This is a genomic window from Bacillus cereus group sp. BfR-BA-01331, from assembly GCF_022663915.1.
Lineage (GTDB): Bacteria > Bacillota > Bacilli > Bacillales > Bacillaceae_G > Bacillus_A > Bacillus_A mycoides.
The window spans coordinates 722,530-749,297 of the sequence record NZ_JAKUGJ010000001.1; the positions used below are offsets into that span (position 1 = coordinate 722,530).

The window sequence follows — 26,768 nt, forward strand, 5'->3', positions numbered from 1 at the left end:
TAGAGTGTAATTAGGGAGTGTTCCCTGCTAGAAGGAGGAATAAAATGGAATACGTAATTGAGATGAACAATATTACAAAAGTATTCCCAGGCATTGTAGCGAATGATGATATTACGCTGCAAGTAAAACAGGGAGAGATACACGCTTTACTTGGAGAAAATGGTGCAGGGAAATCAACGTTGATGAATGTACTGTTCGGTTTGTATCAACCAGAACAGGGCGAAATTAAAATTAAAGGAAACCCTGTAAAAATTACAAATCCGAATATTGCAAATGACCTTGGAATTGGGATGGTCCATCAGCACTTTATGCTTGTTCATAATTTTACAGTTACAGAGAATATCATTCTTGGAAATGAGCCGAAGAGAAAAGGGAAAATAGCTGTTGAAGAGGCTGCAAAAGAAATTAAACAATTATCTGAACAGTACGGTTTAGCTGTTGATCCAAATGCAAAGATTGAAGATATTTCGGTTGGGATGCAGCAAAGGGTTGAAATATTAAAGACGCTTTATCGTGGTGCGGAGATTTTAATATTCGATGAACCGACTGCAGTGTTAACTCCTCAAGAAATTCATGAGTTGATTCAAATTATGAAAAAGCTTGTGCAAGAAGGGAAATCTATCATTCTTATTACACATAAATTAAAAGAAATTATGGAAGTTTGCGATCGTTGCACAATTATTCGTAAAGGTAAAGGAATTGGTACAGTTGACGTTGCGGAAATGGATGAACATAAACTTGCAGAATTAATGGTCGGACGTCAAGTGAATTTTAAAACAGAAAAAATAGGGGCCAAACCGAAAGAGGAGGTTCTGTCTGTTGCGAATCTTGTCGTTCATGATGCACGCCAATTACCTGCTGTAAAAGGCCTTGACTTAACTGTTCGTGCAGGAGAAATCGTTGGTATTGCAGGGATTGATGGAAATGGTCAAAGTGAATTAATAGAGGCGATTACTGGTTTACGAAAAGTTGAGTCAGGTTCTATTGCAATTAAAGGAAAAGAAATAACGAATTGGCCTGTTCGAAGAATTACAGAGGAAGGAATAGGTCATATTCCAGAAGACCGTCATAAACACGGGCTAGTTCTTGATTTTTCTGTTAAAGACAATATAGTTTTGCAAACATACTATAAAAATCCATTTTCAAAGAAGGGGATTTTAAACTTTAGCAAAATCACAGAGAAAGCAAAGGCGCTTATTGAACAGTTTGATGTACGTACACCTAGTGAACAAACATTAGCGCGTGCTCTATCAGGTGGAAATCAGCAGAAAGCTATCATTGCACGTGAAGTAGATCGTAATCCAGATTTATTAATTGCAGCACAACCAACACGTGGTTTAGATGTAGGTGCAATTGAATTTATTCATAAAAAATTAATCGAGCAGAGAGATAACGGGAAAGCGGTATTACTTCTATCGTTAGAACTGGATGAAATTTTAAATGTAAGTGATCGAGTTGCTGTTATATATGAAGGGAAAATTGTAGCAATTGTCGATGCGAAAGAAACAAATGAACAACAGCTTGGTTTGTTGATGGCTGGCGGAACGGAGAAAGAGAAGGTGAATACAAATGGCTAAAAAATTTTTAACGGAGCGAACAATTAACATTTTAGTTCCTGTATTATCCGTTATTTTTGGTTTACTTGTTGGTGCCATTGTAATGTTAGTTAGTGGATATGATCCAATTGTTGGGTATGCAGCGCTTTGGGAAGGAATGGTTGGAAATCCGCAGGCTATCGGTGAGACGCTACGTACGATGATCCCACTCGTGTTAGCTGGTCTGTCTGTTGCATTTGCGTTTCGTACAGGTCTCTTTAACATTGGGGTAGAAGGACAATTATTAGTTGGATGGCTTGCCGCTGTCTGGTTTGGATATGCAGTATCGTTACCAGCATTTTTGCATATTCCGTTATCTATTTTAGTAGCCGCGATTGCCGGTGGTTTATGGGGATTTATACCTGGATATTTAAAAGGAAAGCTTAAAGTAAATGAAGTAATTGTCACAATTATGATGAACTACATTGCACTTTATGTTACGTATGATCTTATTAAACGTTTTATACATGAAGGTAATGAGAAATCTTATGATGTACAAGCGAGTGCTTCATTAGCTTCTGATTGGCTATCTTCATTGACAGATGGATCTCGTTTGCACTGGGGAATTGTTGTAGCTATTTTAATTGCTATTGTAATGTGGTTCGTATTAGATAGAACTACGTTAGGATATGAGTTAAAATCGGTTGGTTTTAACCAAAATGCATCGCAATATGCAGGGATGAAAGTCTCTCGTAATGTTGTATTATCAATGACAATTGCTGGCGCTTTTGCTGGAATTGGTGGGGCAATGGAAGGTCTAGGAACATTCCAAAGTATGACGGCAATGACATCGTTTACTGGTATTGGATTCGATGGGATTGCGGTAGCTCTTCTTGGAGGAAATAATCCGTTTGGTATATTATTATCGGCTTTACTGTTCGGTGGTTTGAAAAGTGCAGCCCCGCAAATGAATTTTGAAGCAGATGTACCTTCTGAGTTAATTAATGTTATTATCGCATGTATTATTTTCTTTGTTGCTTGCAGTTATGTTTTACGCTGGGCACTTACACGCATGAGCAAGGAGGGGAAATAAATGAGCTTTATAGATATTTTAGCCATTCTTGTGACTGGTACGTTATATACGGCAGCGCCACTTATTTTTACGGCGTTAGGTGGAGTGTTCAGTGAACGTTCTGGGGTTGTAAATATAGCCTTAGAAGGTTTAATGTTATTTGGTGCATTTACTGGTATCGTTACAACGTTATTAATGGGTGATACGTGGGGATCAATGACTCCTTGGATTGCACTATTATTTGCAGCTATTGGTAGTGGATTATTTGCACTTCTTCACGCAGTAGCGTCCATTACATTCCGCGCGGATCAAGTAGTAAGCGGGGTAGCGATTAACTTTTTAGCGCTCGGTTTAACAGTATTTGCGATTAAGAAAATCTTTGGTAAAGGACAGACTGATTTTATTCAATACCGAATTGAAAAAATCGATGTTCCAGGACTTTCGGATATTCCGGTAATCGGGAAAATCTTTTTCTCAAATGTACCGTTAACATCGTATATTGCCATTATTTTAGCATTTGTTGTTTGGTACATTATTTATAAAACACCGTTCGGTCTTCGTCTTCGTGCTGTTGGTGAACATCCAATGGCAGCAGATACGATGGGAATTAATGTATATAAAATGCGTTATATTGCAGTTTGTATATCTGGAATGTTTGCAGGAGTGGGTGGTGCGGTCTTCGCAATGTCGATTTCTGGTAACTTCTCAGGTGCTACAATTACTGGACAAGGTTTCTTGGCACTAGCAGCTATGATCTTTGGTAAATGGAATCCACTTGGTGCTCTTGGAGCAGCGCTGTTCTTCGGATTTGCTCAATCACTTGGGATAACAGGTGGTACAATTCCTATATTAAAAGAAATTCCAAGTGTATTCTTAACGATATTACCGTATGTATTTACAATATTAGCACTCGTTGGTTTTGTAGGCCGATCTGAAGCTCCGAAAGCATTAGGAACGCCTTATGAAAAAGGAAAACGATGAGTATTTAGAAAGTATAAAAAAAGCTCGCACATTAGTGCGGGCTTTTTTACATAGAATATATTTAATACGGAATTTTACTATGTTCCTTACATATTAAAGTTTTTAGAAAGACTCAAATGTAAGCATAATAAGGAAGAAAAGTTGATTTTTTATTTCTAAAAACTGTATATTGAAGAGGAATATTCCTACATACGTAAAGGAGGGCTATTAATGAAACTAATGGAACAGCAACTGCATGAATTAGGTGGCTTGCGAGTACATATTATTCCGACTGATAAATTTAAAACAAATACCTTTGTATTTCGTTTTAAAGCACCTTTAAATGAGGAGACGGTGACAGAGCGTGCCCTATTGCCGTACGTATTGCAAAGTGCGACAGAAAAACTGCCTTCTGTAATTCGTCTTCGTCAATATTTAGAAGAATTATATGGATCTTCTTTAGCGGTAGATGTAAGTAAAAAAGGGGAAGACCATATCATCTCTATTTATGTAGACATTGCAAATGAAACATATTTACGCGATGCACCACCGTTATTTGAAAAAGCGCTTTCTATGTTATCTGATATTGTTTTACATCCAGCAACAGAAGGGGACGGTTTTCTATCTTCTATTGTAGAAAGTGAGAAACGAGCACTCTTGCAACGAATTGAAGCTACTTATGATGATAAAATGCGTTATGCAAACGAGCGTTTAATTGCAGAAATGTGCAAAGTAGAACCATATCGCTTAAGTGCAAATGGAAAAAAAGAAAGTGTTGCTTCTATTACAAATGAAAGTTTGTATCAATATTATCAAAAAGTGTTAGCTGAGGATGAAATGGATTTATATATCATTGGTGACATTTCAGAAGATGCTGTGGAGCTTGTAAATAAGTATTTTTCGATTTCACCTCGCGCTATGAAAGAGAGAAATGTACTTCTTCATAAACGAAATAATGAAGAAAAAGAAATTGTTGAAAAACAAGAACTAAAGCAAAGTAAATTAAATATCGGCTATCGCACATTCATTACGTATAAAGATGAAGATTATTTTGCATTACAATTGTTTAACGGATTATTTGGAGGGTTTTCTCATTCGAAGTTATTCGTAAATGTCCGTGAAAAAAATAGTTTAGCGTACTATGCAGCATCGAGATTTGAAAGTCATAAAGGTTTGCTCTTCGTTATGTCTGGAATTGAAGCGAAGAACTTTGAAAAAGCTGTTGAAATTATTAAAGAACAAATGAAAGCAATGCAAAACGGTGATTTTTCAGAGGAAGAGATTAAGCAAACGAAAAGTGTAATTCAAAATCAAATCTTAGAGGCAATTGATACACCACGTGGTTTTGTTGAAATGCTTTATCACGGGGTGATTTCAGAGCGTACGCGTCCAGTTGAAGAATGGCTAACGGGAATAGAAAGCGTGACGAAAGAAGAGATTGTGAAAGTTGCTAATAATATTGAACTAGATACAATTTACTTTTTACATGGAACGGAGGGAGAATAAATGGAGAAAATTGTGTATGAGCAATTAAAAGAGACGCTATATTATGAAAAACTTCCGAATGGATTAGACGTATATATCTTACCGAAACAAGGCTTCAACAAAACATTTGCAACATTTACGACGAAGTACGGTTCTGTTGATAATACATTTGTACCGCTTGGAAAAGAAGACATGACTCGTGTACCAGATGGAATTGCTCATTTCCTTGAGCATAAATTGTTTGAAAAAGAGGACCATGACGCGTTTCAATTGTTTAGTAAACAAGGTGCTTCAGCGAACGCTTTTACATCTTTTACAAGAACCGCTTATCTCTTTTCCTGTACATCAAATGTAGAGAGAAATTTAAATACGTTGTTAGACTTTGTACAAGAACCGTATTTCTCTGAAAAAACGGTTGAAAAAGAAAAAGGTATTATCGGTCAAGAAATTCAAATGTACCAAGATAACCCAGACTGGCGTTTATACTTTGGGTTAATCGATAGTTTGTTTGTGAAACATCCAATTAAAATTGATATTGCAGGGACGATTGAGTCTATTAGTAAAATTACAAAAGACCTACTGTATGAATGTTATGAGACTTTTTACCATCCGAGCAACATGTTATTATTTGTTGTTGGAGCGATTGATCCTGAAAAAACAATGGATTTAGTTCGTGAAAATCAAGCGAAAAAAGATTACGAAAATCAACCAGAAATCGTTCGCTCTTTTGAAGAGGAACCAGAAGAAGTAAATGAAAAGAAAAGGATTATTTCAATGCCTGTTCAAACTCCAAAATGTTTAGTTGGTATTAAGGCAACGAATTTAAAAGAAAAAGGGCAAGCTCTGTTAAAACAAGAAATTGCACTTACATTACTTTTAGATTATTTATTTGGAAAAGGGTCAGTTCATTACGAATCTTTATATAATGAAGGTCTTATTGATGATTCGTTCTCGTATGACTATACAGAAGAAAATAACTTTGGTTTTGCAATGGTTGGTGGAGATACGAAGCACCCTGATGAATTGGCAGAGCGATTAAAAGGTATTTTACTACAAACGAATTATGATCAGTTAGATGAGACTGCACTGGAACGGGTGAAGAAAAAGAAAATTGGCGGATTTTTACGATCGTTGAATTCACCTGAATATATTGCAAATCAGTTTACACGATATGCGTTTAATGAATCTAGTTTATTTGATGCTCTTACAGTGTTAGAAGGATTAACTGTTCAAGACTTACAACAAGCAGCAAAAACATTATTGATTGAAGAGAAAATGAGTGTCTGCCAAGTGTTACCAAAAAAATGAAGTGATATGTGAATAAAAAACGCAGTATCTATATCCCTCATCTAACGTTTGGTTATTGCCAAATGGTAAGATGAGGGTATTATTTATTTATACATAAAAAGATAAGAGAGGGAATTTATGAAAAAGTATGCATTAGTAACTGGAGGAAGCGGAGGGATTGGCTCTGCTATTTCGAAGCAGTTAATCGAGGATGGTTATACAGTCTATATTCATTACAATAAAAGCGAAGAGAAGATAAGGGGGTTACAAAAGGAGTTTGATGCAGTGATTCCTGTGCAAGCAAATTTAGCTTCTATCGATGGAGCAGAGAAATTGTGGGGACAAATCGAACATCCTATTGATGTTATTGTATACGCAGCTGGAAAGAGTATATTTGGATTAGTAACAGATGTTACTAATGAAGAATTAGATTATATGGTGGAGCTTCAAGTGAAGAGTGTATATAGACTTTTATCGATGGCGCTTCCACCGATGATCGGGCGGAGAAGGGGTAATGTTGTTGTTATTTCATCCATTTGGGGGCAAATAGGAGCGTCTTGTGAGGTGCTGTACTCAATGGTGAAAGGTGCACAAAATTCATATGTGAAGGCTTTAGCGAAAGAAGTTTCTCTAAGTGGATTGCGCGTTAATGCGGTAGCGCCAGGTGCAATCGAAACAGAAATGTTAAATGTATTTTCAGAAGATGATAAAAATGAAATTGCTGAAGATATTCCATTAGGTAGAATAGGACTACCCGAAGAGGTAGCAAAAACAGTCTCCTTCCTCGTTTCGCCAGGAGCTTCTTATATTACGGGGCAAATTATCGGAGTGAATGGCGGTTGGCATTGCTAAAAAATTCTTACATAAAAAACAAGAAATTGTACAAATTAAGCATGATTCTATTACTAAAATAGTGAGGTGCTTAAACATGTCAGTGTTAGATAATTTTGATCAGTGGAAGAGCTTTTTAGGAGAACGTTTAGAACAAGCGGGGGGAAAAGGGCTTGATGGTGGTGCCGTATCAGATATGGCATTTCGTGTTGGTGATTATTTAGCAAATGAAGTAGAAGCGCGCAACGATCAAGAAAAATTATTGTCTGAGCTTTGGAAAGTTGCTGATGAACAAGAGCAACATACAATTGCAAATTTAATGGTGAAGTTTGTACAACATAAGTAAAAGTAGAGAGGAGAAGCTCCTCTCTACTTTTTTTGTATAGTAATTAGGAGGAATAGATTATACATTTAGCTTCCCTATTAAGATGAAATCATATAATATAGTACGTAGGTGTAAAGTAAGCGTAGGGGAGTGATCTTGGATGATTGAATGGTATTTTGAATATGAAATACATAAAAACCGACCTGGCTTACTTGGTGACGTTTCTTCGTTAATCGGTATGCTTGGCATCAATATTGTCACAATTAATGGTGTAGATAATGCACGACGTGGACTTTTGCTTATGTGTGATAATCAAGAACAAATCTCTAGACTTGAATCAATTTTAAATACGATGGATAATATAACGGTAACGAAATATCGTCCGCCAAAGCTTAGAGATAAGCTAGCAGTTAGACATGGTAGGTACATACAACGAGATGCAGATGATAAGAAAACATTTCGATTTGTGCGTGATGAATTAGGATTGCTTGTAGACTTTATGGCGGAGATAATGAAAAAAGAAGGTCATAAATTAATTGGGATACGAGGAATGCCCCGTGTCGGAAAAACAGAATCTATTGTTGCCGCAAGTGTTTGTGCAAATAAGAGATGGTTATTCGTATCATCTACTCTCATTAAGCAAACTGTTCGTAGCCAATTGATTGAAGATGAGTATAGCGACGATAATATTTTCATACTAGATGGAATTGTGTCGACAAAGCGTGCAAATGAAAGACACTGGCAGCTCGTTCGTGAAATCATGAGATTGCCTGCAACGAAAGTTGTGGAACATCCGGATGTGTTTGTGAGTCAGTCAGAATACACATTGGATGATTTTGATTATATTATCGAATTGCGTAACGATTATGATGAAGAAATTCAATATAATTTAGTAGATGAAATTGAGCAAGGTACGCAAAACAATTTCTCTATGTTCGACTTTTAAAGAAATATTGAGGTGTTAGTAGTGACGGAATTAGGACAAAAGCTGACAGAAGCAAGAGAAGCGAAAGGCTTATCTATTGATCAGCTGCATGAGATTACAAAAATTCAAAAACGCCATTTAGTAGCGATTGAAGAAGGCAATTATGATGTGTTGCCAGGAGCTTTTTATGCGCGTGCATTCATTAAACAATATGCAGATGCTGTTGGATTAAGTGGAGAGGAACTGCTTGTAGAATATCAGAGTACGATACCACAGTCTGAAAAACGTGAAGTTCCACAAGTATCAACTGGACAAAAAACACAAGAAACAATGCAAAAATCTTCATCATGGCCAATTGCGGATCATATGCCCAAAATTTTGATTGCGTTGTTAGTAATCGCATTTGGAGTGGTAGTCTGGTTTGTTATTCAAGCGTTAACTGGAAAAGATGATAGGCAAGTTCCAAATGCTCAAAGTGAGAAAATTGAGGTTCAAAAAGCAAAAAATTCTCCGCTAGATACAAAGAAAGATGAAGCGAAAGCGGAAGAACCAAAGAAAGAAGAACCAAAAAAAGAAGAGCCAAAGAAAGAGGAACAACCAGCACAACCAACTGGACAGCAAGAGATAAAAGTAGTTGGAACAACTGGTAAGGTATCTACTTTGGAAATTCATAATAATAAAACATTAGAACTGGAAATATCGGGTAAAGGTGCGAGTTATGTAGATGTTAAAGATGATGCTGGGAACGAAATTCTAAACACTACAGTACAAGGTGGCCAAATAGAAAAACGTGATTTATCAACAGTAAAAGAAGTGCGACTTAATATTGGAAATGCAACGAATGTTGAAGTTAAACTGAATGGTCAAGTGGTTGCTTTCCCATTGGATCCAGCAAAAGAACTTCACCAAAGATTGGTGATAAAAAACCAAGGGATAGGGCAAGCTGCGCAATAACAGTCATCGCTTCGATGACTTTTTTCAATGAACAAATGTTTTTGACATGATGGAGGAATAGCTGTGAATTTACCAAATAAAATTACAATATCTAGAATCTTCTTAATTCCAATTTTTATGGTAATTATGTTAGCGCCCTTTGAGTGGGGCTCATTTATAATTGGTGATGTAGAGTTACCAATTCAACATTTAGTAGGGGCACTTATCTTTATTATTGCTTCGGCTACAGATTGGATTGATGGACATTATGCAAGAAAGTATAATCTTGTAACGAATTTAGGGAAATTCCTTGACCCGTTAGCAGATAAATTACTTGTTTCGGCAGCGCTTATCACATTGGTAGAAATGCAATATGTACCTGCTTGGATCGTTATTGTAATTATAAGCCGTGAGTTTGCAGTAACAGGTTTACGCCTTGTACTTGCTGGGACAGGGGAAGTAGTTGCAGCAAATCAGCTAGGGAAAATTAAGACATGGACACAAATTATTGCGATTGCAGCATACTTATTACATGATGTACCGTTAAATCTACTTCATATTCCAGTTGCAGATATTTTCATATGGATTGCATTATTCTTTACCGTTATTTCAGGATGGGATTATTTCTGGAAAAATAAAGATGCTTTTGTAAACTCAAAATAGAAGTTTATGGGGGAATTGGGATGAATGCTGAAATTATTGCGGTTGGAACGGAATTATTACTTGGACAAATTGCAAATACAAATGCCCAGTTTTTATCTGAAAAGTTAGCTTCAATCGGAATTAACGTGTACTACCATACTGTTGTTGGGGATAATAACAAGCGATTACAGAAGGCAATTGAATTGGCTGAAGAACGAGCTGATATGCTCATTTTTACAGGTGGATTAGGACCGACAAAAGATGATTTAACGAAAGAAGCAATAGCGTCTAGTTTAGATGAAGAGCTTGTGTATGATGAAAAGGCATTAACATCGATAAGCGATTATTTTAAGCGTACAGGCCGTGAATTTACGGAGAATAATAAAAAGCAGGCGCTCGTTTTAAATGGATCGACTGTATTTGCGAATGATCACGGTATGGCGCCTGGTATGGGGTTAAATAAGAACGGAAAAGTTTATATTTTATTACCAGGACCACCAAAAGAAATGAAGCCGATGTATATAAGTTACGTAGAGCCTTTTTTATGTAAGTTTACAACGGGGGAAAATATTTATTCTCGTGTTCTTCGTTTTTTTGGTATTGGGGAATCTCAATTAGAGGTGAAAGTTCAAGATTTAATTGATGGACAAACGAACCCAACCATTGCACCACTTGCAAATGATGGAGAAGTGACATTACGTTTAACTGCCAAACATCATGATGCTGATGAGGCGGAGAAACTGATTCAGCATGTGGAAGATTTGATTTTAGAAAGAGTAGGAGAATTTTTCTACGGATATGACCAAGATTTCCTTCATTACAAGGCAATAAGGCTATTGAAGGAAAAAGGGTTAACTTTAGCGTGTGCAGAAAGTTTAACAGGTGGTCTTTTTGGAAATCAAGTAACAGAAAATGCTGGTGTTTCGTCTGTATTTAAAGGCGGTGTCATTTGTTATCAAAATGATGTGAAGCAACAAATTTTACATGTACCTGAAGAAGTGTTGCGTACTGATGGCGCGGTTAGTAAACAGTGTGCTCGCTATCTTGCTGAAAATGTAAAGGAACTGTTAAAAGCAGATATCGGAATTAGTTTCACTGGGGTGGCAGGACCGGATGCTTCAGAGCATAAAGAACCAGGAACAGTATTTATTGGATTGGTGATTAAAGATGAACCAGCTGTAGTCTTCTCGCTTAATTTAAGTGGAAGTCGTCAACAAATTAGAGAACGCTCTACAAAATATGGATTTTATCATTTATTTAAAAAGCTAGAAGAGATATAAATTTCTTCTAGTTTTTTTTGTTGGAAAACCTAGTTTTATTCGATATAAAATAAAAAATCGAATAAATGTTCGATTTTTGTTGGCAAATTGAATTGAAAATAGGTATAATAAGATTAGCAAGTTAGTTAAGGAGGAATTTTGAATGAGCGATCGTCAAGCGGCATTAGATATGGCGTTAAAACAAATAGAGAAGCAATTCGGTAAAGGCTCAATTATGAAATTAGGAGAACAAGCGGAGCGTAGAATTTCTACATTTTCAAGTGGTTCTTTAGCACTTGATGTGGCACTAGGGGTAGGCGGATACCCACGTGGCCGTGTTATTGAAATTTATGGACCTGAAAGTTCAGGTAAAACAACAGTTTCATTACACGCAATCGCGGAAGTACAGCGTCAAGGTGGACAAGCAGCGTTCATTGATGCCGAGCATGCAATGGATCCTGTATATGCACAAAAATTAGGTGTTAACATAGATGAATTACTATTATCACAGCCTGATACAGGGGAGCAAGGACTAGAAATCGCAGAAGCACTTGTACGAAGTGGAGCGGTTGATATTATCGTAATTGACTCTGTGGCAGCTCTTGTACCGAAAGCTGAGATCGAAGGGGACATGGGTGACTCTCACGTTGGTTTACAAGCACGTTTAATGTCACAAGCACTTCGTAAACTTTCAGGTGCAATCAACAAATCAAAAACAATCGCAATCTTTATCAACCAAATTCGTGAAAAAGTTGGGGTTATGTTCGGAAATCAACTACAAGTTGCTTAATCAGAGTGTAGTACTTGAATCTTTATTTGTTTTCTTCATTTAAGTCTTTATAAGGGATTTCTTATAAGGAGAGATTAAAATGGCAGTGACAATTGGAAATAGAACTTATCGAAACATAGAACAATGGCAAGTGGATTTTATTGCGACACATGCGGATAGAAAATTAAAAGATATAGGTAAAGAAATTAATCTTGATGAAAGGCGAGTAGGTGAAATATTAAAGTTACTCGGAATTAAAAGAACCAGACATTGGAAGATTTACTTACCTAAAACCGCAGAAGTTGAACAAGAGTTGAAAAATCCATATTTATCACATGTTGAAATTGCCGTTAAGTATGGCGTATCCGATACATGTGTTGCTAAAAGGAGAAAAGAGCTTAATGTAAAGGTCAGAAAGAAAAATTATGATACTTTACTGGAACAACAGGTTGAACAGATATTGTTAAGCTTAGATTTGGTGTTCATTAAGCAAAAAAGAATCGATAAGTGGTCTATTGATTTCTACTTAGGTAGAAAATATTGTTTAGATGTCCATGGGAAATGGGCACACTCACTCAAAAAAATAAAAGAACGAGATAAAAGAAAACTTTTATTTATGGAAGAGAGCTGCTATAAATATCTTGTTATACATGAAGAAGAACTAGCAAATAAAGAAAAAGTCGCGCAAAAGATTAAGGAGTTTACCATGGGTTTCCCTTGCTAGTGATAGCATGTTAAAAAACCTTGTGAACCTTATTGCCTAAGGGTGTAACTATTTATATAGTTGCTAACGGTGAAGCCCACCATTAATTAGGGTAATACCGTGCCAAGCTCCATAGTGATATGGGGAAGGTGTAGAGACTACCGAAAAGGACTTTTAGTTAACTGAGTAGGGTACGGCAGATGATAGGCTACTGCTGGAAGTGCAAGGCTCTCTGCAAAGAGATGAAGAGATAGTCCGGACTATAGAGATGGAAAATCTATAGATAGTGCCAGAAACAACTCCAGGTGGTCGTGCGTTGAAATTCTATTCAACTGTCCGTCTTGAAGTACGTCGTGCTGAGCAGTTAAAGCAAGGTAACGATATTGTTGGTAATAAAACGAAAATAAAAGTAGTTAAAAATAAAGTAGCACCGCCATTCCGTGTTGCTGAAGTTGATATTATGTACGGAGAAGGTATTTCAAGAGAAGGTGAAATCTTAGATATGGCTTCTGAACTTGATATCGTTCAAAAGAGCGGTGCTTGGTACTCTTATAATGAAGAACGCTTAGGACAAGGTCGTGAAAATTCGAAGCAATTCTTAAAAGAGAATACGGATTTAAGAGAAGAAATTGCCTTCTTTGTTCGTGAACATCACGGAATTGGTGAAAACTCTGGTGTTGAAGACACGGAAGATTCAACTCGTCAAGATTAAAAAATAAAAGACACGGTCCCGTGTCTTTTATTTTTTAATCCACTATGAAAGCGTTGTATATAGCTGGAGATAAAATATTTATTCTATCCAAAAGGCTATGTATAAAGGGGAATATTCATATATTTTAAGTGAATGAATTGGGATTTTCTAAGGTTTTCCAGGATAATATGCCGTCTGTTTTTTTAATCCATATAAGATTCAGGGCTGAAGGTAAAGAAAGTAAAAGTAGACAACGCTTGACAATGAAAATTGCGATAGATACAATGAGAATGTATATTTTTTCTTATATACGATATACTCTTCTCAAGAAGAGAAGTAATATTCGGAGTAAGACTTAAATCTTGCCGAAATAATAATATGACATTTTAATTGTGAAATGAAGAAAGTCCCTTAAAAAAGCGGGACGACGGTCTTTGCTGTACGTTGTAATTCAATGTACATGCCGACAGTCTTTTTTCATTCATAGCAAGGGGAGGTGAAATCATGAGTAGTAGTACAGTTTGGATACTCATCTCCATTTTGCTTGCAACAGTCGGTGCAGTTGTTGGCTTTTTTGTTCGAAAGTCTATTGCTGAAGCGAAGATTAATGGTGCAGCTAATGAAGCAAAACGTATTCTAGACGAAGCGAATCGTGATGCTGAAGCACTTAAGAAAGAAGCGCTTTTAGAAGCAAAGGATGAAATTCATACACTTCGTACAGAAGCTGAATTAGAAATTCGTGACCGTAGAAGCGAATTACAAAAACAAGAAAATCGTTTGATGCAAAAAGAAGAGAACCTTGATCGTAAAGACGAAACGCTCGATAACCGCGAGCGACAGTTAGAAAAGAAAGAGGAATCTCTTGTAGCGAAACAACAACAGATTGAAGAGTTGGAAAGCAAAGTGGGAGAGTTAGTTCAAAAGCAACAAACAGAATTAGAGCGCATTTCCAATCTGACCCGCGAACAAGCGAAAGCAATTATTCTTGGTAAAGTGGAAAGTGAAGTTTCTCATGAAATTGCCGTTATGGTAAAAGAAAGTGAAGTTCGCGCGAAAGAAGAAGCGGATAAGAAGGCAAAAGAGATTTTATCTCTTGCAATGCAAAGATGTGCAGCTGATCATGTTGCTGAAACAACCGTTTCGGTTGTAAATCTTCCAAATGACGAAATGAAGGGACGTATTATCGGACGTGAAGGTCGTAACATTCGTACGTTAGAAACGTTAACAGGTATTGACCTTATTATCGATGATACACCAGAAGCGGTAATTCTATCTGGATTTGACCCGATTCGTCGTGAAACAGCTCGTATCGCTCTTGATAAACTAGTACAGGACGGACGTATTCACCCAGCGCGTATTGAAGAGATGGTCGAAAAATCAAGACGTGAAGTGGACGAGTATATTCGTGAAGTCGGAGAGCAAACAACGTTTGAAGTGGGTGTTCATGGCTTACATCCAGATTTAATTAAAATTTTAGGTCGTTTAAAATACCGTACAAGTTACGGGCAAAACGTCTTAAAACACTCTATGGAAGTTGCATACTTAACTGGACTTATGGCAGCGGAGCTTGGTGAGGATGAAAAACTAGCAAGACGTGCTGGTCTATTACATGATATCGGAAAAGCAATCGATCATGAAGTAGAAGGTAGCCACGTTGAAATTGGTGTTGAACTCGCAACGAAATATAAAGAGCATCCTGTTGTAATAAACAGTATCGCATCTCACCATGGTGACACAGAGCCAACTTCTATCATTGCAGTTCTAGTTGCTGCAGCAGATGCATTATCAGCTGCAAGACCGGGAGCTCGTAGTGAAACGCTTGAGAATTACATTCGTCGTCTTGAAAAGTTAGAAGAAATTTCAGAGTCTTATGAAGGCGTAGAAAAATCTTTCGCAATTCAAGCAGGACGTGAAGTTCGTATTCTGGTAAAACCAGATACAATTGATGATTTAGAAGCTCATCGTTTAGCTCGTGATATTCGAAAACGTATTGAAAATGAACTGGATTATCCAGGACATATTAAAGTAACTGTTATTCGTGAAACACGTGCAGTGGAATACGCAAAATAAAGTGGTGAAACACCACTTTATTTTTTTGTGTTGGAATTGGGTAAAATAAAGAAAATTATTTATCCCGCGTTAACGGGCAGTAAAACTCCCACCTCAAAATTCGGCTTGAGAGAAGAAATTAGGTGGGGGATAAACTGCCCGTAAACGCCCGATTGGTGAAGGCTAATAATCAATGGGGGATGAACAAAACCCCCACTGATTATAGTTTCACTTTATGAGCAGTATGCAAGTGAAAGAAACTTATAATAGATAAATTGTAACTGTTGTAAGGAAATAGCTTTAAGTTATAGTATGGTAATAAAAAATGTAGTACATAGAAAGGGTAAGACATATGAGAATATTATTTGTTGGGGATGTAGTAGGATCTCCTGGTAGAGACATGATTCAACAGTACGTACCGGCATTAAAGAAGAAATATACACCGACAGTAACAATTATTAATGGAGAAAATGCTGCGGGTGGACGTGGAATTACGGAAAAAATATATCGAAACTTTTTAGAGTGCGGGGCACAAGCGGTTACGCTTGGAAACCACGCTTGGGATAACCGTGAAGTATTTGAATTTATCGATGATGCAAAATATCTTGCAAGACCAGCTAACTTCCCAGAAGGAACGCCGGGTAAAGGGCTTATCTTTGTAAATTGTAATGGAACAGAAGTTGCAGTTATTAACTTACAAGGACGTACTTTCCTTCCTCCAATTGATTGTCCATTCCGTAAAGTGGATGAGTTAATCAGTATTGCAAAAAAACGTACAAACATTATCTTTGTTGATTTTCATGCTGAAACAACAAGTGAGAAGCAGGCGTTAGGTTGGTATGTAGACGGTCGTGCTACAGCGGTAGTAGGTACACATACACACGTTCCTACAGCTGATAATCGTATTTTACCAAGCGGAACAGCTTATATTACAGATGTTGGTATGACAGGCCCATATGATGGGATTTTAGGTATGGATCGCGAAGCGGTATTGAAGAAGTTTTTAACGAACTTACCAGTGCGTTTTGAAGTGACGAATGGTAGAACACAATTAAGTGCAGTGTTAATTGATGTGGATCCTAATACAGGGAAAGCGAAGAAAATTGAGCGCATTTTAATTAATGATGACCAGCCATTTTTTGACTGATTTTCAACGAAAAGTTAGAGAATTCGTTATATTTTAATTTTTTAGAAAAATTGCAGAAGTTTAGCAGGAATACGTGCCATTCCTCGTGAATATAAGTTAAAGTGAAATAATTGCTATTACTTTTTATAGAAACGAGGAGGAAACGCGGAATGGAAATATTAAAAGTTAAAGCAACGTCGGTCCCTAATTCTGTAGCTGGTGCACTTGCAGGTGTTATTCGCGAACGCGGAACAGCAGAAATTCAAGCTATTGGTGCAGGTGCATTGAACCAAGCGGTAAAGGCAGTAGCAATTGCAAGAGGATTTGTAGCGCCTAGCGGTTTGGACTTGATTTGTATCCCAGCGTTTACAGATATTATGATTGATGGTGAAGAGCGTACAGCGATAAAATTAATTGTAGAACCTCGTTAAGTTGAAACAACCTGTTTGCATGTATGCAAACAGGTTGTTTTTGTAATGGAGGAATGAAAATGAAAATTTTTGATGCGCATTGCGATGTACTCTTTCAGTTATGGAGTGCAAAGGGAAAAAAAGACTTTCAAAACGATTCACAATTACATATTACATTTGAACAATTAATGAAAAGAAAAGGAAGTATACAATGCTTTGCTATATATATACCAGAAACAGTAGCGTATGAAAAGCGTTTTGAAGTTGCGCTGCAAATGATAGATATTTTTCATAATGAAATTCTATCGCTACCAGGAATGAAGTTTATTCAGACAAAAAACGATATTAACATGCTAAAACAGGACGAGATTGGAGCATTATTAACATTAGAAGGATGCGAAGCAATTGGAAAAGAAGCGATGAAATTACGTTTGTTTTATCGCTTAGGTGTACGTTCCTTTGGATTGACATGGAACTATGCCAATCTGTTAGCTGATGGAGCGCTAGAGGCACGTGGAGCAGGTTTAACTACATTTGGTAGACAAGTTGTACAAGAACTTAATACGTTACATTTATGGACCGATGTGTCTCACTTAAATGAAAGAAGCTTTTGGGATGTTATTGAAATTGCTAAAAACCCAATTGCATCTCATTCAAACTGTTATCAACTTTGTGGGCATCCACGCAATTTAACCGATGAACAAATAAGAGCCCTTATAAAGAAAAATAGCATTATTGGTATTACTTTCGTACCGCAGTTTTTAACGAATGAAAGACAAGCGAATATAGCAGATATATTAAGGCATGTGGAATATATTTGTTCATTAGGTGGAGAAAAAAATATAGGGTTTGGTTCTGATTTTGATGGGATTTTAGAAACTGTTGTAGGTGTAGAAGCATATAGGGATTATGAAAATATAATGAATCAACTGTGTAAAAAGTATAATGAATCAACTGTAGAGCGATTTTTGTATAAAAATTTTGTTGACTGTATAACGTTCTAAAAAATATGTTTTAAAAATTCAGAAAAATTAAAATAAATTTACTTGAATTTATTGATTTTTTTAAGACCTAATACTAGAATGGTAAACGAAATAGCATTATACTAAAGATTAAGGGAAATCAGAAGAGGCATAATTTGCGTCCATTGTAGTTTATTTGCATAAAAAATGCTAAACTATTACTGTAAAAAAATACACTACAATGAATGCAGCCAAAAGGGGTGTAGGAGATGATTAGTCAACTTTCATGGAAAGTTGGAGGCCAACAAGGTGAAGGAATTGAAAGTACAGGAGAAATCTTCTGTATTGCATTAAACCGATTAGGATATTACCTATACGGTTACCGCCACTTCTCATCACGTATTAAAGGCGGCCATACAAATAATAAAATTCGCGTAAGTACAACAGAAGTACGTGCGATCTCAGATGATTTAGATATTTTAATTGCTTTTGATCAAGAAACAATTGATTTTAACTTCCACGAACTACGTCCGGGCGGAATTGTAGTTGCAGATGCGAAATTTAATCCGACAATACCTGATAATACAGATGTAAATCTATATGTGATACCATTTACGGATATCGCTTCAGAATTAGGCACATCTTTAATGAAAAACATGGTTGCTGTTGGGGCATCTAGTGCGGTATTAGGATTAGACGAAACAGCTTATTTAGAGGTTGTTGAAGAAATCTTTGGTCGTAAAGGAGAGCAAGTCGTTCAAAAGAATATGGAAGCAATTAAACGCGGCTCTCAATACATGAAAGAATTGCTTGGTGAGAAAGTAAACATGATGCAGCTTGAAAAAGCTGATGGTCAGAAACGCATGTTTATGATTGGAAACGACGCAATCGCATTTGGTGCGGTAGCTGGTGGTGCTCGCTTTATGTCTGCATATCCAATCACACCTGCATCTGAAATTATGGAATATTTAATTAAAAAGTTACCGAAAGTCGGCGGAACAGTAATCCAAACTGAGGATGAAATCGCAGCTTGTACAATGGCGATCGGTGCAAACTACGCTGGTGTTCGTACATTAACAGCATCTGCTGGTCCTGGTCTTTCTTTAATGATGGAAGCAATTGGTTTAGCAGGTATTACTGAAACACCGCTAGTTATCATTGATACACAACGCGGTGGCCCAAGTACGGGCTTACCAACAAAACAAGAGCAGTCTGACTTAATGGCTATGATTTACGGAACGCATGGTGAAATTCCAAAAATCGTAATGGCGCCAAGTACAGTTGAAGAAGCTTTCTATGATATTGTAGAAGCGTTTAACTTAGCAGAAGAATATCAAGTGCCTGTTATTTTCTTAACAGATTTACAGCTTTCTTTAGGAAAGCAAACAGTAGAACCACTTAAGTTAGATAAAGTGGAAATTCGTCGTGGTAAGCTTGATTTAGAAGTAGAATTACCAGAACGTGAAAATAAAGCATACTTCAAGCGTTATGAAGTAACAGAAGATGGGATTTCACCACGTGTTTTACCTGGTATGAAAAATGGTATTCACCATGTTACAGGTGTAGAACATGATGAAACGGGTAAACCATCTGAATCAGCGTTAAATCGTAAAGATCAAATGGACAAACGTTTCCGTAAAATGGCGAATTTACAGTTTAATACCCCTATTTACAAAAATGCTAAGCATGATGACGCAGACGTATTGTTAGTAGGCTTTAACTCAACTCGTGGTGCGATCGAAGAGGCAATGCAGCGTTTAGAACAAGAAGGAATGAAAGTAAACCATGCCCATGTACGTTTAATTCATCCGTTCCCAACAGCTGAAATCGATCCACTTGTGAAAAAAGCGAAGCGTGTTGTAGTAGTAGAAAACAATGCAACTGGTCAGCTTGCTAACATTATGAAAATGAATCTTGGCAATGGTGAGAAAATTTCTAGTCTTTTAAAATACGATGGAAATCCATTCTTGCCGAAAGAGATTTACAACGAATGTAAAAAAGGGGTTGTATTAAATGGCAACATTTAAGGACTTTCGTAACAGTGTAAAACCAAACTGGTGCCCAGGTTGCGGAGACTTCTCGGTGCAGGCTGCGATTCAGCGTGCGGCAGCTAACGTTGGTTTAAATCCAGATGAGCTAGCTGTTATTTCTGGTATCGGCTGTTCCGGTCGTATTTCAGGGTATATTAATTCATATGGTTTGCATAGTATTCACGGACGTGCTCTTCCGATTGCACAAGGTGTGAAAATGGCAAATCGTGATTTAACAGTTATTGCATCCGGTGGTGACGGTGATGGTTTTGCGATTGGTATGGGACATACAATCCATTCTATTCGTCGTAACATTGATATTACGTACATCGTAATGGATAACCAAATTTACGGATTAACAAAAGGTCAAACTTCACCACGTAGTGAAGCTGGATTTAAAACGAAAAGTACACCACAAGGTTCAATTGAACCATCACTAAATGTTATGGAAATGGCTTTAACAGCTGGTGCGACATTTGTGGCGCAAAGCTTTTCAAGTGATTTAAAAGAATTAACGCAAATTATTGAAGCTGGTATTAATCATAAAGGCTTTTCATTAATTAATGTATTTAGTCCATGTGTTACTTACAATAAAGTAAATACTTATGATTGGTTTAAAGAGAATTTAACGAAACTAAGTACAGTAGAAGGATATGATCCATCTAACCGCATGATGGCTATGCAAACATTAATGGAAAAGAACGGGTTAGTAACAGGTTTAATTTATCAAAATACAAAGCAGCCCTCTTACCAAGAGCTTGTAAAAGACTATAGTGAAAAACCTTTAGTGCAAGCTGATTTGAATATGGATCAGAAAATGTTTGATGAGCTTGTTGCTGAATTTATGTAATGATCGGAGAGAAGGTTGCCACTTGGTAACCTTCTTTTTGAGTGAATAAAAATAATTAATAGATTTGTTTACTTAGAAAATTCAGAATGATAAAATAATATATAAATCGTTGTATAAAAATAGCATGTTCATTAACTGTGAAATGAAATATAGGATAAGAAGCCTTCTTCGTTAAAGTTGGCTAAAGGCTCTATACTATGATAATGTGTATAGGGATAAAGCAATATGCTTTTGGGTAGGACAAGATGAAATAATAAAAAGGGAATGTCTATTTGTGTGGGGAAGACTTCATTCTTACGGATGATTAGATCGATTACTCAAGTTTCAAAGGGCAAGTTATCTCTCATGCTATCTAACATCATTGAGATGGGTCTAAGCGCATTAAAATGGACTACAGAGTGTGTGTATAGTTAAGGGTGAAAGGAGATTACCGATGAACGAGCAACAACGATTAGCAAGTCGACAAGCAAATTCCTCTACGAAAAAAGAAGAGAAAGATTATAGTAAATACTTTGAAAGTGTATACCAACCACCTTCCTTGAAATTGGCGAAAAAGCGTGGGAAAGAAGAAGTTAAAATTGAAAGAGATTTTGGCCTACCTGAAGAGTTTCGCAATTTTGGCGCAGGAAGAAAGTTTTACATTCGTACATATGGCTGTCAAATGAATGAGCATGATACAGAAGTAATGGCTGGGATTTTTACAACACTTGGATATGAGCCAACCTTTTCAACTGAAGAGGCAGATGTAATTTTATTAAATACTTGTGCAATTCGTGAAAATGCTGAAAATAAAGTGTTCGGTGAACTTGGTCATTTAAAATCATTAAAGCGAAGAAATCCGGATCTTATAATTGGTGTATGTGGTTGTATGTCTCAAGAGGAATCTGTTGTAAATAAAATTATGCAAAAAAATCAGCATGTAGATATGGTGTTTGGTACACACAATATTCATAGATTACCGTATATCCTAAAGGACGCAATGTTCTCAAAAGAGACGGTGGTTGAAGTTTGGTCAAAAGAAGGGGATGTAATCGAAAACCTTCCGAAAGTACGTCGTGGTGATATTAAAGCTTGGGTAAATATTATGTATGGCTGTGATAAGTTTTGTACATATTGTATTGTACCGTATACACGCGGAAAAGAGCGCAGCAGACGTCCAGAAGATATTATTAAAGAAATTCGCCATTTAGCTGCGAACGGTTATAAAGAAATTACGTTACTTGGACAAAACGTAAACGCATACGGTAAAGACTTTGAAGATATACAATATGGTCTTGGCGATTTAATGGATGAACTTCGTAAAATCGATATCGCGCGTATTCGTTTTACAACAAGCCATCCACGTGATTTTGACAATCATTTAATTGATGTTCTTGGAAAAGGTGGTAACCTAGTAGAACATATCCACTTACCGGTTCAATCTGGTAGTACAGATATGCTTAAAATTATGGCGCGTAAATATTCGCGAGAACACTATTTAGAGCTTGTACGAAAAATTAAAGAAACAATTCCGAATGCAGTGCTAACGACTGATATTATCGTTGGTTTCCCAAATGAAACGGATGAGCAGTTTGAAGAGACGATGTCGTTATATCGTGAAGTAGGATTTGATACGGCATTTACATTTATTTATTCTCCGCGTGAAGGTACACCAGCTGCAAAAATGCAAGATAATGTTCCGATGGAAGTGAAGAAAGAGCGATTACAACGCTTAAATACACTAGTGAATGAATATGCAGTTAATAAGAATAAGCGTTATATAGGTCAAATTGTAGAAGTATTAGTTGAGGGAGAAAGTAAGAATAATCCTGAAGTACTTGCGGGATATACACGTACGAATAAACTTGTAAACTTTGTTGCTTCAAAATCTTTAATTGGTCAGCTTGTGAAAGTAAAAATAACGGAAGCAAAAACTTGGTCTCTTAACGGGGAATTGGTTAAGGAGCCGATTGAGGTGAAATAATAGATGAAAGTATATACGAAAGATGAAATTGTTGAGCAAGCGAAAGAATTAGCGAAAATGATCTCTGAAACAGAAGAAGTCGATTTCTTTAAGCGAGCAGAAGCACAAATTCATAAAAATGAAAATGTAAAGCGAGCAATTGATGAAATAAAAGCTTTGCAAAAACAAGCAGTAAACTTGCAACATTATGGGAAATGGGAAGCTTTGAAAAAAGTAGAAGCTGAAATTGATGCACTTCAAGATAAGTTAGATAATATCCCAGTTGTACAGGAGTTTAAATCTTCACAAACGTATGTAAATGACTTACTACAGCTAGTTGCTAGTACCATTTCTAACAATGTAACAGATGAAATATTAGTTTCAACTGGCGGCGATGTGTTGAAGGGTGAAACTGGTGCAGCAGTAGAAAGTAAAAAAGGAAATTGTGGTTGTTAAAGAGATGTCTTATTGACATCTCTTTTTTTTAGTGGGTTATATCGGAAATTCTTCTCAAAAAAAAGAATGACACATTCCGCTATTGTCACGCATATGATTAAGTGAATAGTGATTGAGGAGGGTTACGAATGTCCGAATTTAGAGAGATTATTACAAAAGCAGTGGTTGGAAAAGGACGTAAGTATACAAAGTCAACGCATACATGTGAATCGAATAATGAGCCAACAAGTATTTTAGGGTGCTGGGTAATTAACCATTCGTACGAAGCGAGAAAGAATGGAAAACATGTGGAAATTGAAGGTTTCTATGATGTAAACACTTGGTATTCATTTGATGGAAACACAAAGACTGAAGTTGTAACAGAACGTGTTAACTACAATGATGAAGTAAGTATTGGGTATCGTGATAAAAACTTCTCTGGTGACGATTTAGAAATTATCGCTCGTGTAATTCAGCCGCCAAATTGTTTAGAAGCTCTTGTATCGCCAAATGGTAATAAAATTGTTGTGACGGTAGAACGTGAATTTGTAACAGAAGTAGTTGGGGAAACGAAAATTTGTGTAAGTGTAAATCCTGAAGGTTGCGTAGAATCAGACGAGGATTTCCAAGTCGATGATGATGAGTTTGAAGAATTAGATCCGAACTTTATCGTCGATGCAGAAGAAGAGTAAGAGAAAGCTAGGGAGAAGTTCTTCCTAGCTTTTTACAGTACATAAGTGGTTCTGCATGAACATGATTCCTTATGAAATGTGCTATAATGAGGAAAGACTCCTGGAATAGGAGATATGGATGTCCGTGAAGTGTGACATATATGAATATAGATTATTATGTAAGAATTATGGAGGAAAGACATGACGCAATATACGCCTATGATACAGCAATACTTAAAGGTTAAGGCAGACTATCAAGATGCCTTTTTATTTTTCCGATTAGGTGATTTTTATGAAATGTTCTTTGAAGATGCGGTTAAAGCAGCTCATGAACTTGAAATTACATTAACGAGCCGAGATGGTGGTAGTAGTGAACGTATACCGATGTGTGGTGTACCGCATCATGCAGCTAAAAATTATATTGAACAACTTGTTGAAAAAGGATATAAAGTAGCTGTTTGTGAGCAAGTGGAAGACCCAAAAACAGCTAAAGGTGTAGTACGTCGTGAAGTAGTACAACTAATTACGCCAGGAACGATGATGGAAGGGCGTACAATAGACGAGAAGGAGAATAACTTCTTAGCAGCATTAACACATTTCGAAGATGGATCTTATGCGCTAGCTTGTAATGACTTAACGACTGGACAAAATACAGTGACGTTATTAACTGGTTCAGTAGAAGATATTTTATTAGAAGTGTATGCGACTGGTTCAAAAGAAATTGTTGTAGATTCTACATTTTCAAAAGATGAATTAAATAAGTTAACTGAAACATTAAAAATGACGATTTCGTATGAAGATACAACAACTATTCCAGAAGGATTAGAGCATCTTGTGAAAAGTGTTTCCCAAGCAAAATTAATTAAAGCAATTGGACGCTTATTTAACTATGTGATAAGAACACAAAAACGTTCGTTAGATCACTTGCAACCAGTAGAAATTTATTACACGAATCAATTTATGAAAATTGATGTGCATTCAAAACGTAATTTAGAGTTAACAGAGACTCTTCGCACGAAGGAAAAGACAGGCTCATTATTATGGCTATTAGACAAAACAAAAACGGCTATGGGTGGGCGTATGTTAAAACAGTGGATGGAACGTCCACTTATCCAGAAAGAAAAAGTTGAAGAGCGTTTAGAAATGGTTGAAATGTTTGTAAATGATTACTTCTTACGTGAAGATTTAAAAGAAAAGTTAAAAGAAGTATATGATTTAGAGCGTTTAGCAGGGAAAGTTGCATTTGGTAATGTAAATGCACGGGACTTATTACAATTAAGACGTTCTTTACTTCAAGTACCAGCTATTTTAGAAGCGATTAGTCTTTTGGATAATGCTTATGCAGCAAGGTTAATTCAAGGTGCGGATCCATGTGAGAGCTTAACTGAATTACTAGGAAGAAGTATTCAAGAAAACCCACCGCTTTCTATTAAAGATGGAGATATTATTAAAGACGGTTATAATGACAAGCTTGATCAATATCGTTACGTTAGTAAAAACGGAAAAACGTGGATTGCTGAGCTTGAAAAACGAGAGCGTGATATTACAGGGGTTAAATCATTAAAAATTGGGTACAACCGTATTTTCGGCTACTATATTGAAGTGACGAAGGCTAATCTTGCAGCACTTCCAGAAGGGCGCTATGAGCGTAAACAAACACTTGCAAATGCAGAGCGTTTCATAACAGATGAGCTAAAAGAAAAAGAAACATTAATCTTAGAAGCAGAAGAGAAAATTGTACAATTAGAATACGATTTATTTACAACACTTCGCGAAGAAGTAAAAGTATTCATTCCGAAATTACAGCATTTAGCGAAAGTAATTAGTGAACTAGACGTACTGCAAAGCTTTGCGACAGTTAGTGAAGAAGAGCAGTTTGTAAAACCTATTTTAACAAATAAGCGCGAAATCTTTATTAAAGATGGTCGTCATCCTGTCGTTGAAAAAGTATTGAACGGGAAATTGTATGTACCGAATGATTGTATTATGCCGGAGAAGATGGATGTCTTTTTAATTACAGGACCGAACATGTCTGGTAAAAGTACGTATATGAGACAATTAGCACTTGTTACTGTTATGTCACAAATTGGTTGTTTTGTACCAGCGACAGAAGCAGTATTACCTGTCTTCGATCAAATCTTTACGAGAATTGGTGCAGCGGATGATTTAATCTCAGGTCAAAGTACATTTATGGTTGAAATGTTAGAAGCGAAAAATGCAATTGCAAATGCATCAGAGAGAAGTTTAATTTTATTCGATGAAATTGGACGCGGTACATCTACGTATGATGGTATGGCACTTGCGCAAGCAATCATTGAACATATTCATGACCAAATTGGTGCGAAAACATTATTCTCTACACATTATCATGAATTAACAGTGTTAGAAGAAAGTTTAGACCAACTAAAGAATGTACATGTTTCAGCAATTGAAGAGAATGGAAAAGTAGTTTTCCTTCATAAAATTCAAGATGGAGCGGCTGATAAAAGTTACGGAATTCACGTTGCTCAACTTGCCGAGCTTCCAGAGAGCTTAATCGCTCGCGCGAAAGAAGTGTTAGCACAACTAGAAGGACAGGAAGAAATTGTTATTCCGAAACGAGTAGAAGTGAAAGTGCCAGAAGTCGCTCCAGAACCAGTTGTTGTAAAAGAAGAACCAGCAGAAATACAAGAGACGAAAGTAGAGACTGAGGAAGAATCGCAATTATCATTCTTTGGTGGAGAACAGTCTTCGAAAAAACAAGACAAGTCAGTTCTAGATGCAAAAGAAACGGCAGTACTTGCACAAATTAAAAAGATTGATTTACTCGATATGACGCCTTTAGAAGCGATGAATGAACTGTATCGTTTACAGAAAAAGTTAAAGAAAGGATGAGT

At 36.6% G+C, this 26,768-nt stretch carries 23 protein-coding genes and 1 pseudogene; all 24 read left to right on the forward strand.

Translation table 11 applies throughout. From position 1 onward, the window contains the following. The first annotated feature begins 44 nt into the window (after positions 1–44). Entirely contained in the window at positions 45–1,577 is a 1,533-nt protein-coding gene (locus tag MR155_RS03790) for an ABC transporter ATP-binding protein (protein ID WP_002066755.1), read from the forward strand. Next, entirely contained in the window at positions 1,570–2,628 is a 1,059-nt protein-coding gene (locus MR155_RS03795) for an ABC transporter permease (RefSeq protein ID WP_002088061.1), read from the forward strand. Before MR155_RS03790 ends, MR155_RS03795 begins: the two co-directional genes overlap by 8 nt. Beyond that, positions 2,629–3,588 (forward strand): ABC transporter permease, encoded by a 960-nt coding sequence (locus tag MR155_RS03800; RefSeq protein WP_242308008.1) that lies wholly within the window; start codon positions 2,629–2,631, stop codon positions 3,586–3,588. A gap of 210 nt (positions 3,589–3,798) precedes the next feature. Further along, the gene (gene yfmF, locus MR155_RS03805) at positions 3,799–5,073 is read left to right on the forward strand and encodes an EF-P 5-aminopentanol modification-associated protein YfmF (RefSeq protein ID WP_002066759.1); all 1,275 of its coding nucleotides are present in this window, start codon (positions 3,799–3,801) and stop codon (positions 5,071–5,073) included. Further along, positions 5,074–6,360, forward strand: a complete 1,287-nt coding sequence (gene yfmH / locus MR155_RS03810; RefSeq protein WP_242308011.1) for an EF-P 5-aminopentanol modification-associated protein YfmH — start codon at positions 5,074–5,076, stop codon at positions 6,358–6,360. 117 nt (positions 6,361–6,477) lie between these two features. Further along, positions 6,478–7,191 carry an elongation factor P 5-aminopentanone reductase gene (gene ymfI / locus MR155_RS03815; protein WP_113936842.1) on the forward strand — a complete coding sequence of 238 codons (714 nt, stop codon included), beginning with the start codon at positions 6,478–6,480 and terminating at the stop codon, positions 7,189–7,191. A gap of 76 nt (positions 7,192–7,267) precedes the next feature. After that, positions 7,268–7,516, forward strand: coding sequence for a DUF3243 domain-containing protein (locus tag MR155_RS03820; protein WP_000114449.1), 249 nt, complete (start codon positions 7,268–7,270; stop codon positions 7,514–7,516). A 139-nt stretch (positions 7,517–7,655) separates the two neighbouring features. Then, positions 7,656–8,441, forward strand: a complete 786-nt coding sequence (locus tag MR155_RS03825; RefSeq protein WP_000574107.1) for a DUF3388 domain-containing protein — start codon at positions 7,656–7,658, stop codon at positions 8,439–8,441. A 21-nt stretch (positions 8,442–8,462) separates the two neighbouring features. Continuing rightward, positions 8,463–9,374, forward strand: a complete 912-nt coding sequence (locus tag MR155_RS03830) for a helix-turn-helix domain-containing protein (RefSeq protein ID WP_242308275.1) — start codon at positions 8,463–8,465, stop codon at positions 9,372–9,374. A 63-nt stretch (positions 9,375–9,437) separates the two neighbouring features. Next, the gene (gene pgsA, locus MR155_RS03835; protein WP_002014596.1) at positions 9,438–10,016 is read left to right on the forward strand and encodes a CDP-diacylglycerol--glycerol-3-phosphate 3-phosphatidyltransferase; all 579 of its coding nucleotides are present in this window, start codon (positions 9,438–9,440) and stop codon (positions 10,014–10,016) included. 20 nt (positions 10,017–10,036) lie between these two features. Then, entirely contained in the window at positions 10,037–11,275 is a 1,239-nt protein-coding gene (locus MR155_RS03840) for a competence/damage-inducible protein A (RefSeq protein WP_002137911.1), read from the forward strand. Positions 11,276–11,417: 142 nt separating this feature from the next. Next, positions 11,418–12,026, forward strand: a pseudogene (recA, locus tag MR155_RS03845) (recombinase RecA); the annotation flags it as partial. Positions 12,027–12,123: 97 nt separating this feature from the next. After that, on the forward strand, positions 12,124–12,747 hold the full coding sequence (locus MR155_RS03850; protein WP_002137908.1) for a PDDEXK family nuclease: 624 nt from the start codon (positions 12,124–12,126) through the stop codon (positions 12,745–12,747). Positions 12,748–13,012: 265 nt separating this feature from the next. Continuing rightward, complete coding sequence (locus MR155_RS03855; protein ID WP_002088046.1) at positions 13,013–13,438, forward strand: recombinase RecA family protein; 426 nt, start codon at positions 13,013–13,015, stop codon at positions 13,436–13,438. Between the two features lie 483 nt (positions 13,439–13,921). After that, positions 13,922–15,487, forward strand: coding sequence for a ribonuclease Y (gene rny / locus MR155_RS03860; RefSeq protein ID WP_002014600.1), 1,566 nt, complete (start codon positions 13,922–13,924; stop codon positions 15,485–15,487). A gap of 331 nt (positions 15,488–15,818) precedes the next feature. Then, on the forward strand, positions 15,819–16,613 hold the full coding sequence (locus tag MR155_RS03865) for a TIGR00282 family metallophosphoesterase (protein WP_002014601.1): 795 nt from the start codon (positions 15,819–15,821) through the stop codon (positions 16,611–16,613). 149 nt (positions 16,614–16,762) lie between these two features. Further along, positions 16,763–17,023 (forward strand): stage V sporulation protein SpoVS, encoded by a 261-nt coding sequence (gene spoVS / locus MR155_RS03870; RefSeq protein ID WP_000404341.1) that lies wholly within the window; start codon positions 16,763–16,765, stop codon positions 17,021–17,023. Between the two features lie 59 nt (positions 17,024–17,082). After that, positions 17,083–18,006, forward strand: coding sequence for a dipeptidase (locus MR155_RS03875; protein WP_016092175.1), 924 nt, complete (start codon positions 17,083–17,085; stop codon positions 18,004–18,006). Between the two features lie 227 nt (positions 18,007–18,233). Then, complete coding sequence (locus tag MR155_RS03880) at positions 18,234–19,991, forward strand: 2-oxoacid:acceptor oxidoreductase subunit alpha (protein ID WP_016092174.1); 1,758 nt, start codon at positions 18,234–18,236, stop codon at positions 19,989–19,991. Next, the gene (locus MR155_RS03885; protein WP_002088040.1) at positions 19,978–20,844 is read left to right on the forward strand and encodes a 2-oxoacid:ferredoxin oxidoreductase subunit beta; all 867 of its coding nucleotides are present in this window, start codon (positions 19,978–19,980) and stop codon (positions 20,842–20,844) included. The genes MR155_RS03880 and MR155_RS03885 overlap by 14 nt, the downstream gene beginning before the upstream one ends. A gap of 433 nt (positions 20,845–21,277) precedes the next feature. Then, complete coding sequence (gene miaB / locus MR155_RS03890) at positions 21,278–22,807, forward strand: tRNA (N6-isopentenyl adenosine(37)-C2)-methylthiotransferase MiaB (RefSeq protein WP_002137905.1); 1,530 nt, start codon at positions 21,278–21,280, stop codon at positions 22,805–22,807. A 3-nt stretch (positions 22,808–22,810) separates the two neighbouring features. Further along, a complete protein-coding gene (locus tag MR155_RS03895; RefSeq protein WP_002033698.1) occupies positions 22,811–23,242 on the forward strand; it encodes a YlbF/YmcA family competence regulator in 432 nt (143 codons plus the stop codon). A 128-nt stretch (positions 23,243–23,370) separates the two neighbouring features. After that, a complete protein-coding gene (gene cotE, locus MR155_RS03900) occupies positions 23,371–23,913 on the forward strand; it encodes an outer spore coat protein CotE (protein WP_002014610.1) in 543 nt (180 codons plus the stop codon). A gap of 180 nt (positions 23,914–24,093) precedes the next feature. Further along, positions 24,094–26,766, forward strand: a complete 2,673-nt coding sequence (gene mutS / locus MR155_RS03905) for a DNA mismatch repair protein MutS (protein WP_242308017.1) — start codon at positions 24,094–24,096, stop codon at positions 26,764–26,766. Positions 26,767–26,768 lie beyond the last annotated feature (2 nt).